The organism is Terriglobales bacterium, assembly GCA_035624475.1.
Taxonomy (GTDB): domain Bacteria; phylum Acidobacteriota; class Terriglobia; order Terriglobales; family Acidobacteriaceae; genus DASPRL01.
The window spans coordinates 1-9,767 of record DASPRL010000082.1 but is presented as its reverse complement, the minus strand read 5'-3'; the positions used below and the strand labels follow the sequence as shown (position 1 = coordinate 9,767).

Genomic DNA, 9,767 nt, shown 5'->3' with positions numbered 1-9,767 from the left:
GCGCCCGACAGGCAGTGCTGGCCCACCTCGCGCGCCTTCTCCAGCACGTAGATGTTTTCCTTGGAGAGCTGCTGCTCGGGATGGGCGACGTTGTGCGCGTCGATGAGTTGGGAGAGGCGCAGCGCGCAGGCCAGCCCCGCGGGCCCGCCGCCCACAATCACGACGTCGGCCTCCATCACCGGACGCTCCACGCCCTGCAGCGCTTTGCGGAAGATGATCTCTCCTGACAAGGTCGGCTATGCCTTCGTGAGCGGTTTCAAGGTTTCAAGGTTTCGAAGTTTCAAGGTGACCTACCCAGCCCGGGACCGCCTGCTGTTGAGGGAATCGAGCAACCGGTTCAAGAGCCCGAGCACCTCATAACTAGCCTGCAGCAAACGCTCGAGTTGAGCCGCCGAGAGATACTTCAGGTCGGCTGCGATCGCGAGTTGTGTCTCCAGTTCGAGCAGCGATCCCCGCGAATGTCCCAGGAACTGCTGGAACTCTCCCGGCGTGAGGCGCCCCTGCCCCTCCGCAATGTTCGATGCCACTGAAACCGCGGCCCGTCGTAACTGGGATTGCAGGCCGTAGAGCTCTGCCTTGGGCAATGCCTCAGTCACATGGTAGATATCGACCGCCAGTGCTTTCGCTTTCTGCCAGACGAGAAGGTCGCGATAAGAGCGAGCCATGCATCACCACGATTCTCCCCACCTTGAAACCTTGAAACTCTGAAACCTTGAAACCTTATCCTTTGGCTTTCTTGATCTCCTCGATCAGCGGCGGCACCACGTCGAACAGGTTGGCCACGATCCCGAAGTCCGCGACCTCGAAGATGGGCGCCTCGGCGTCCTTGTTGACGGCCACGATGGTGCGCGAGCCCTTCATGCCCACGATGTGCTGGATGGCCCCGCTGATGCCCAGCGCCAGATACAGCTTGGGCGCCACCGTCTGTCCCGAGCTTCCGATCTGCCGGTCCATGGGCAGCCAGCCGGAGTCGCAGATGGGGCGTGAGGCCGCCAGCTCCCCGCCCAGCGCCTCCGCCAGTTGCTTGGCCAGCGCGATGTTCTTCTCTTCCTTGATGCCGCGGCCCACCGAGACGATGATCTCCGCCTGCGTCAGGTCGACCGCCTGCTTGGCTTCCTTGAAGATCTCCTCCGGCTGGTTGCGGATGGCGGCGTCCGCGACCTCCGCCTTCACCGTCTCCACCGGCGCGGCCGCGGCCCCCGCCTCGACCTTGTCGCCGCGGAAGGCGCCAGCCTGGAAGGTGGCGAAGTGCGGCGGCTCGCCGGCGAAGCTGACGTCGGCGGCCAGCTTGCCCTGGAACATCTGCCGGGTGAACAGCAGGCGTTCGCCCTCCTTCTTGTAGCCGATGACGTCGGGGACGAGGGTGCGCCCCAGCGCCGTGGCCAGCTTAGGCGCGAAGTCGCGCACCTGGTAGGTATGCGGCATCAGCACCAGCCGCGGCTTGCGGCTCTCGACGAAGGGCTTGAGCGCGGCCACGAAGCCGTCGGGGGTGTACTTCTCGAGCTTGGGAGACTCGATGGCGTACACCTTGGCGACCTTCTTGGCCGCGACCTCGGCGGCGATCGCGCCCACACTCGAGCCCGCCACCGCGGCCTCCAGCGTCCAGCCGGTCTCGCCGGCGATCGCCTGCGCCGCCGTCAGCGTCTCGAAGGAGACACGGTTCAACTTGCCTTCGCGTTGCTCGACAACTACCAGAATCGTCTCGGCCATATGTAGTCCGTCGTTCAAGAATTCGTACCGCGCCTTGCAGGTTTCAAGGTTTCAGAGTTTCAAGGTTTCAAAGTAAGACCGCAGCCCGCAGCCGTGCTTCTTCAACCTTGAAACATTGAAACCTTGAAACTTTGAAACCTACTCTTCCGCCTTCGCCCGCTTGTGCCGCCCCACACCGATCAGGATGACCGCCAGCAGGCCGATGACCGCGAACACGGCCTCGAAGAAGTGCGTGCCGGCGGCGATGTCGGAGGGGACGAACATGAGCGCCACCGCGTCGAAGAGCAGCAAGAGCGCCCCGGCGACCACCAGCCCCGAGCCCGCTTCCGCCCGCCACTCCGGCGTGTTGGCGTGATGATGTCCTTCCATGGCCGCACCTCCCATCAGATCACCCTGACCTCGTTCTTCAGCTTCTCCACCAGCTTTTTGGCGACCTCGGCGGGCGCACCTTCCAGCATCTCCGTCTTCTTGGTCTTCTGCGGTACGTAGAGCTTCTCGATCTTCTGCAGGTTGGGGCCGAGCGCCGCCTGCACCTCCGCCAGCGTCACCTTGCGCAGCGGCTTGTTCTTGGCCTGCTTGATGCCGATGAGGGTGGCGTAGCGCAGCTTGTTGATGCCGCTCTGGATGGTCAGCACCGCCGGCGTGGGCATGTCCACGAACTGGAAGTAGCCGGCCTCCAACTCACGCTTGACGCGTATGCCGCCGTCCTTCTTCTCGATCTGCATGATGATGGTGGCGTGCGGCCAGCCCAGCAGTTCCGCCAGCACCACCCCGGTCTGCGCGTAGCCGTAGTCGTCGGACTGCAGCCCGGTGAAGATCAGGTCGAAGGGCTCTTCCTTGACGGCGGCGGCCAGGGCGCGCGCGGTGTTCATGGCGTCCAGCGTGGTGAAGGCGCCGTCCTCCAGGTGGATGGCACGGTCGGCGCCCTTGGCCAGCGCCTCGCGCAGCACCTGCTGCGCCCGCGCCGGCCCCGAGGTGATCACCACCACCTCGCCGCCGTGCTTCTCCTTCTGGCGCAGCGCCTCTTCCAGGGCGTAGGCGTCGGGTTCGTTGACTTCGTAGGAGACGTCCTCGCGGATCCAGGTGCCGGCGTCGTTGAGCTTGAGCGGGGCGTCCTTCTGCGGGACTTGCTTCATGCAGACCAGGATCTTCACGACCGCACCTCTAGGCAGGAGTATGACGGCGCAACGAACCCGAAAGTATAAATGACCGGCGGGCGGAAAGCAGCCTTCGTAAGGGCACGGCTTCAGCCGTGCCGGAACCGCGCCCCCTAGCTCTGTCATCCTGAGCGAGCGCGAGGGAGCGCATGCGACCGAGCGCGAGTCGAAGGACCTTGTGTTTCGTCTGTGCAAGCACAAACGCAAGGTCCTTCGACTCGCGCTGCCCTGCGGCCAAGCCGCAGGGCAGCGCTCGCTCAGGATGACAGGTGATAAGGTTCAGTCGAGAAACGCCACCGACTGCACGCTCGAGACCTCGATGCGCTTGCGGCAGCGCAGGTTCTTGCACATCACGATGTCGTCGCGCCGCACCATGTAGGAGCGCAGCTTGGCGAAGCGGGCGCGGTCGCGCTCGTCGGCGCGTCCCGGCAACTGCTTCTTCTTGGTGCGCACCAGCCAGCTCAACTCGTAGTCGTTGGACTGGTGGCAGTGGGGGCAATTGAGGGTGGCGGGCTTCTTCTCTTCCCGCTCGTCGAAAAAGTCGCGCTCTTCCATAGAGAGTGGCTGGTACCCAGTAGCCAGTCGCCTGAGATTATTGCATACTGCCCGATGCTGAGGAGGCCGCCATGCCCCGAAAGAAGCGCAAGACCTTCCGCGCAGTGAAGGCGGTCAAGGCCGCGGCCCGGGCGCAACTGGGGACACCGCCGCCCACCCGCCGCCAAACCTCCTCCCGCCCGCCCCAGCGTCCCAAGCACAAACCCACGCTGGGGCGCCTGCTGGAGGAGGCGGAGTAGGTCGCTACTCCTGGGCCGGCACCCAGCCCTTCTCGGTGTGCCACACCCGCACCGCTTCCTTCTCCGCCTTGCCGTGGAAGAGGTCGGCGCCGTACTTCTGGATCAGCGTGGCCCGGTCCCACATGTTCAGCTTCATGACCGCGGGGCCGGTGGCATCGAACAGGTCGCCCATCGGGTTGGGCGCCCACTCCCAGGTGAAGTCCACCCGGGCCACATTGGCGCGCTCCACCGTCACCGCCGACACCGCCACCAGCTTGCGCTCCGCCAGGGGCACGGTGTAGGTGGTGCTGCCGTCGCGGTTCTTCTGCTGCTTGATGCCGGCGATCGAGCCCAGCAGCTGCTCGCCCTGCGGGGTCAGGGTCACGGTGCCGGTACCGTTCTTGCCCTTCTGGACCTTCACCAATCCGGCCTGCTCCAGCAGGCGGTAGTTGGGCTCGCCGACCTGGTCGCCGGGCATGGGCTTGAGCGTCCCGGTGCGGAAGTGGGTCACCGCCGGCCGCCGCGCCTGGAGCGCCGCCGCCACCAGTTGACCGGCCTCGTCGGAGGTCGGGGCCTTCTTGCCTTCCTTCACCTCCAGGACGGTGTAGATCACGGTCCCGATCACCACCGCCAGCAGGCCCACGATCAGCAGCAGCGGCAGGATGTTGGAAGAGCGCCGTTCCAGCTTCAGTTCTTCCTCAAACATGGTTCGTCCTTCCCGGGACGCGCCCCGCGGGCGCGCCCCCTGGGACACCTTCCCACCTCCCATCCTAAGGACTTTTCCGCCCGCTTCGGTGACGCTAGTCACAGCGGGCTGTGACCCAGCCGCAGGAAGCCCAGTGGGCAAAAAACCGGCGGCCCGCTGCTACGGACCGCCGGTCGCTGATCGGGAGAGTCGATCAGGGATCAACGTCGTCTGCCGCCACCGCCTCCGGAGGAGTGGCCGCCGGAGGAGTGCCCGCCTCCCGTGCTCCCGCCCTGGTGGCCGCCGCCGCCGGAGCTGCCGTGGTAGCCTCCTCCGCTACTGCCGCCGCCGCGGTAGACGCTGCCGCCGGAGCTGCCTCCGCGCGGGCCTCCGTAGCTGCCGGAGTAGCCGCGCGGCTGCACGATGGGCTGCTGCATGTTCAGCGGGGGACGGCTGCCGCCATAGGTCGAGCGTCCCGCCGGCGGGCTGTACGACGGGCTGGAGCGCGGCGAGGAAGACTGCCAGCCGCCTCCACCCCGTCCCGCGGACTCATTCGGGTTGTAAGGAGTGCGCGGCGAGGGAGGCTGATAGCCGCCCTTGCCCGCCGGGCTGCCACCCTGCGGCTGGCCTGCGGAAGGCGTGAACGTGTGCCATCCGCCTCCCTGGCGTCCGCCGGAGCTGTAGCCCCGGCCTGCGGGTTCGGTCGGGTTGTAGGGAGTCCGCGGCGAGGGAGGCTGGTAGCTGCCCTTGCCCGCCGGGCTGCCACCCTGCGGCTGCGCCGGCTGGCCCCCGGAAGGCGTGAACGTGTGCCATCCACCTCCACTCCGCCCTGCGGGCTCGGTCGGGTTGTAGGGAGTCCGCGGCGCAGGAGGCTGATAGCCGCCCTTGCCCGCCACGGGGGCTCCGCTGCTGCCGCTCCGCCACTCCTGGTTCGGAGGCGCGGGCGTGCCCGGCCGGCCGCCGGCATTGGGTTGCGTCCCGATCCCGCCGGCGGGCGGGCCCATGACGCCCTTCTGGCCGCGGGCGGTGTCGATCACGTGCTGCATCTGCGCCGCTTCCTGGTGGAAGGGCACCGGGGCCCCCGCCGGCTGCGAGCGCGTGAAGAAGCGCTGGCTGCCGTCGTGCATGGTGGAGGGATTCGCCGCGCGATCGCTCACCCGCAGGCTCTCGCGCGTGGGCGTCACCGGCACGGCGCCGGTCAGCAGTCCCGCCTGCCGGAACTGCGCTGCATCCACGCCGTGCTGGCCGACCGGCACGCGTCCATGCCCGAACTGGTCGCCGGGCATGGAGCTGATGCCCCGGCGCACGTGCTCGTCGCGCCCCGCCAGCTCCAGGTTGGAGATGCCGTGGCCGTGACCGTGCCAGATGGGGCCCCAGCCATCGTGGTCCCCGTGGTGCCAGCCGTCGTGGAAGTGCTCGAAGCGGAAGCCGTGGCCCCAGCGCCCCCACCAGGGATAGAAGTAATCTCCCGGCCCCAGCGGCAGCCAGCCCACGCTGCCCCAGCCGAAGCCGAAGCCGAACGACCAGCCGCCTCCGCCGAAGCCGAAGCCAAAGAAGGAGACGTAGGCCGGCGCCCACGCCGGGTAGTAGCCGGGATAGCCGTACACCGGGCCCGGCCACCAGCCCCAGCGCCCGCCATAGAGGGCCCAGCGCCCGTAGTGATACGGCGCCCAGCCCCAGGGCTCATAGGAGACCCAGGTCCAGCCCCAGTACGGCTCCCATACCCAGCGCCCGTCGCGATAGGGGGCCCAGCCGGAGGCGACGTTGGGGAACCACACGTAGTCGTAGTCCGGGACCTCGCTCCAGCTTCCATAGGCGTCCAGGTCGGCGCTGCCGGTGTAGTAGCGGTCGGTGTGCGCCCAGCTCTGGGCGTCGCTGATCTTGCGATCGCGCTCGCTGTTCCACTTGTCCCACTCGTCGCGGCCGGGGGCGGCCGCGGTCTGGTACTGGGGATTGTCGGTGCCGCGGACGGTGATCATCTCGCCCGCCTGCACCCGCGTGCTGCCCTGGGGCGTGGAGACGTCGGCCGCGCCCTCGCGTACGATGACCTGGGTCTCGTCGTCGGAGTTCACCAGCACGCGGTAGTCGCCCTGGCTGATGGGATGCACCGCCACGTTGGGAGTATCGATCTCGACGCTGGCCTCCGTGTCCGGCAGCACCGCGTAGGTCACGAGGCCGCGCCCCACCTGCACCTGGATCTGGTTGCGGTCCAGGTTGGCGACCTTGAGGGTGGTGGCGCCCGCTAGCCGCACCACGTTGGCGCCATCCAGTTGCAGCTCCAGCCGCCCCTCGTTGCCGGTGGAGACGCGGTCGCCTGCCACCACGGGAGTGTTGAGCGTGGCCGCCACCCAGTCGCCGGAGTCGCCGCGCTGGGTCGAGGCTTCGCCGCTGATCAGGCTGACCCGGGCCACCCCCGGCCCCACATCCACGGGCGCCGGCTGCTGCGCCCAGGCGGCGCCCCCCACTACCATCAGAACCACTGCCAAACCTGCCCAGAACCTTTTCATGGCCCACCTCCCGGCGGCCGGTTCGCCGCGCAGGAATACCTTTGATTCCAACCTGGATAACGCATGCGCCATGCCAAAGACGTCGTCCCAGACTAAGACATTGTTTTTCAGCAGGATATAGGGAATGGAGCGCTTCGGTCTGAGCGGGATCTGGTGGTGGTTCTCGAGCGCCGGTGGTGGTTTTCGGCCACCCGGTCCGTGTGGCACGGCCGATTCCGCTACGCAACTTCAAGACAGCCACGGATCGACACGGATGGCCACGGATTCAGATTCGTTGCAGTCAGATCCGTGAACATCCGTGGGAATCCGTGGCTGGGGTGAAGTCAGTCCTTCTCCTCGTCTTCCACGCCCATCTTCGACAGCCGGTAGCGCAGGGCATTGCGCGAGAGGCCCAGCGCCCGCGCCGCCTGGCTCTTGTTGCCATTGGCGCGGCGCACCGCCTCGCGGATGATCTCTTCTTCCCACTGCTCCAGGCTCGTGCCCTCGGGCAGGACCGCCGCCGCGCCCGCCGGCGCCGCCGGCCGGCTGTCCAGATGGATGTCGGCCACGCCGAGCACGCTCCCCGCGCACAGCGTGACCGCGCGCTCCATCACGTTCTCCAGTTCGCGCACGTTCCCCGGCCAGTGGAAGTCCACCAGCCGCTTCAGCGCCTCGGGGGCCAGCCCCGCGATCTTCTTGCCCGACTCGCGCGCAAAGCGCTCCAGGAACCACTCCGCCAGCGCGGGCACGTCCTCCTTGCGCTCGCGCAGCGGCGGGATGTCGATGGCCACCACATTCAGCCGGTAGTAGAGGTCCTCGCGGAAGCTGCCTTCCTCGAGCGCCGAGCGCAGGTCGCGGTTGGTGGCCGCGATCAGGCGCACGTCCACGTGCAGCGTCTTGGTGCCGCCCAGGCGCTCGAACTCGCGCTCCTGCAGAATGCGCAGCAGCTTGACCTGCGTGGCCGGCGGCACGTCGCCGATCTCGTCCAGAAAGAGCGTGCCTTTGTGCGCCAATTCGAACTTCCCCGGCTTCGAGCCTGCCGCCCCGGTGAACGCTCCCTTCTCGTAGCCGAACAATTCGCTCTCCAGCAGGGTCTCGGGGATGGCGGTGGAGTTGATCTTGACGAACGGCCCCGCCGCCCGCTGCGAGTGCTGGTGGATGGCGCGCGCCACCAGGTCCTTGCCCACGCCCGTCTCCCCGCCCAGCAGCACCGTGGCCTGGGTGGGGGCGACGCGCTCCACCAGCGCCAGCACCGCCTGCATCTTCTGGCTGCGCGCGATGATGTTCTCGTAGGCGTAGCGCTGCCCCAGGGCCTCACGCAGCGAGCGGTTCTCCTCGCGCAGCCGGTGCGCCTCCAATTCCTTGCGGATCTTCAGCACCAGTTCGGCCAGGGCGAAGGGCTTGAGCACGTAGTCGCTGGCCCCCAGCTTCATGGCCTCCACCGCCGACTCCACGCTGCCGTAGGCGGTCATGATCACCACCGGCAGGTGCGCGTTGGCGCGCTTCACCGCCTGCAGGAACTCCACCCCGCTCATGCCCGGCAGGCGGAAGTCGGTGAGCACCAGGTCCACCTTCTCGCGCTGCAGGATCCCGAGGCCGCTCTCGGCGTCGGCGGCGGCGTGGGTGGCGAAGCCTTCGTCGGCGAGCTGCAGTTCCAGCAGCCGCCGCATCTTGGGCTCGTCCTCCACGATGAGCACCGCCGCGCTGTGTGCGTTCTTCTGGCTCACGGATTCTCCTGGCCGGGCTGCACCTGCGGCAGGAAGACGCGGAAGCCCGCGCCCCCGCGATAGAGTTCTTCCAGCCGCACCCAGCCGCGATGGTCGTCGGCGATCTTGGCCACGATGGGCAGGCCCAGCCCCACGCCCTCCTTCTTCGAGGTCACGAAGGGATTGAAGATCTGCTCGCGCAGTTCTTCGGGGACGCCGGGGCCGTCGTCCTCCACGCTGACCGCCACCCCGGCCTCGCCTTCCGAGACCTGGGGTGCGATGACTAGCCGCAGATGTCCTTCCCGCCCGTCCATCGCCTGGTAGGCGTTCAGGATCAGGTTGACGAAGAGCTGCTCGCAGAGTTGCCGGTCCACCACGACCTCGGGCAACTCCTCGGCGTACTGCCGCTCGATTTTCACCCGGGCCGCCGGCATCTGCTGCGCGACCGCCTCCAGCGCCGCCTCCACGATCTCGGGGAGGCGCTGCGGGCGCAGGTCCAGCCGCGAGGGCCGCGCGAAGTCCAGGAAACGCGCCACCAGCCCGTTCAGCCGGTTCACCTCGGAGGAGATGTTGCCGGCCAGCTCGCGCGCCAGCGGCTGGCTTTCCTCGACCTTGCGCCCCAGCATCTCGGCCGAGCCCTTGATCACGCCCAGGGGGTTGCGGATCTCGTGCGCCAGCCCGGCGGAGAGCTGTCCCAGCGCCGCCAGCCGCTCCGCTCGCCGCGCTTCCGCCTCCACCCGCTGCAGTTGCAGGTTGGTCTCGGCCAGGGTCTCGGAGAGAAGCTGGTAGCGCCGCACCTGCTTGCGGTTGTACATCACGAAGCGGTTGATGAGGATGGCGGCCAGGAAGAAGAAGAGGATGCGGATGCCCAGGGCGGTGGCGCCCTCTCCCGTCAGCTCGTACTCCTGCAGCGCCGGGATCAGCAGCGAGCAGTAGGCCAGCGAGGCCACGAGCGTCCACAGCAGCGTGGCCAGCGGCCCGAAGTAGATGGCCGCCGTCACCACCGGCAGATAGTAGATGGGATAGTAGGGGCTGTTGATGGAGGTGGCTAGGTCCCCGGTGTGCTCCATCAGCAGCGTGGCCAGCAGGATCTTGAGCAGCACGCTGTAGCCGGGGCCGCGCCGCGGCGACCACGCCACCAGCCGCCCTTCCGCCAACTGCAGCACCCCGATGGCCAGCAGCGTCAGTTGCTTGTGGGGCTCGTCGATGGGCTCCAGCAGCGCCAGCCCCGCCAGGAAGACCAGGAACAG

General features: G+C 67.8%; 11 protein-coding genes. 1 reads left to right on the top strand and 10 read right to left on the bottom strand.

Annotated features, from left to right (window positions below):
• The 6 genes from VEG08_03605 to VEG08_03580 form a co-directional block, all read right to left on the bottom strand.
• On the bottom strand, window positions 1-230 hold a 230-nt coding region (locus tag VEG08_03605), incomplete at its 3' end, for an FAD-binding protein (protein HXZ27067.1).
• 60 nt (window positions 231-290) lie between these two features.
• Complete coding sequence (locus VEG08_03600; GenBank protein HXZ27066.1) at window positions 291-665, bottom strand: four helix bundle protein; 375 nt, start codon at window positions 663-665, stop codon at window positions 291-293.
• Window positions 666-720: 55 nt separating this feature from the next.
• Window positions 721-1,710, bottom strand: a complete 990-nt coding sequence (locus tag VEG08_03595; protein HXZ27065.1) for an electron transfer flavoprotein subunit alpha/FixB family protein — start codon at window positions 1,708-1,710, stop codon at window positions 721-723.
• Window positions 1,711-1,848: 138 nt separating this feature from the next.
• Window positions 1,849-2,079 carry a hypothetical protein gene (locus tag VEG08_03590; protein HXZ27064.1) on the bottom strand — a complete coding sequence of 77 codons (231 nt, stop codon included), beginning with the start codon at window positions 2,077-2,079 and terminating at the stop codon, window positions 1,849-1,851.
• Between the two features lie 14 nt (window positions 2,080-2,093).
• Window positions 2,094-2,864: an electron transfer flavoprotein subunit beta/FixA family protein gene (locus VEG08_03585; protein HXZ27063.1), complete on the bottom strand. Its 771-nt coding sequence runs from the start codon at window positions 2,862-2,864 to the stop codon at window positions 2,094-2,096.
• Window positions 2,865-3,146: 282 nt separating this feature from the next.
• On the bottom strand, window positions 3,147-3,422 hold the full coding sequence (locus VEG08_03580; protein ID HXZ27062.1) for a hypothetical protein: 276 nt from the start codon (window positions 3,420-3,422) through the stop codon (window positions 3,147-3,149).
• 71 nt (window positions 3,423-3,493) lie between these two features.
• Here VEG08_03580 and VEG08_03575 point away from each other — a divergent pair, with 71 nt between their 5' ends.
• Window positions 3,494-3,661, top strand: coding sequence for a hypothetical protein (locus VEG08_03575; GenBank protein ID HXZ27061.1), 168 nt, complete (start codon window positions 3,494-3,496; stop codon window positions 3,659-3,661).
• 4 nt (window positions 3,662-3,665) lie between these two features.
• On the opposite strand, the gene VEG08_03570 is transcribed toward VEG08_03575, so the two are convergent.
• The 4 genes from VEG08_03570 to VEG08_03555 all read right to left on the bottom strand — a co-directional run.
• Complete coding sequence (locus tag VEG08_03570; protein HXZ27060.1) at window positions 3,666-4,346, bottom strand: hypothetical protein; 681 nt, start codon at window positions 4,344-4,346, stop codon at window positions 3,666-3,668.
• 200 nt (window positions 4,347-4,546) lie between these two features.
• A complete protein-coding gene (locus VEG08_03565) occupies window positions 4,547-6,832 on the bottom strand; it encodes a DUF6600 domain-containing protein (protein ID HXZ27059.1) in 2,286 nt (761 codons plus the stop codon).
• A gap of 323 nt (window positions 6,833-7,155) precedes the next feature.
• A complete protein-coding gene (locus VEG08_03560; protein HXZ27058.1) occupies window positions 7,156-8,538 on the bottom strand; it encodes a sigma-54 dependent transcriptional regulator in 1,383 nt (460 codons plus the stop codon).
• Window positions 8,535-9,767, bottom strand: a 1,233-nt coding sequence (locus VEG08_03555) for an ATP-binding protein (protein HXZ27057.1), incomplete at its 5' end; no start/stop codon positions are given. The genes VEG08_03555 and VEG08_03560, both read right to left, overlap by 4 nt.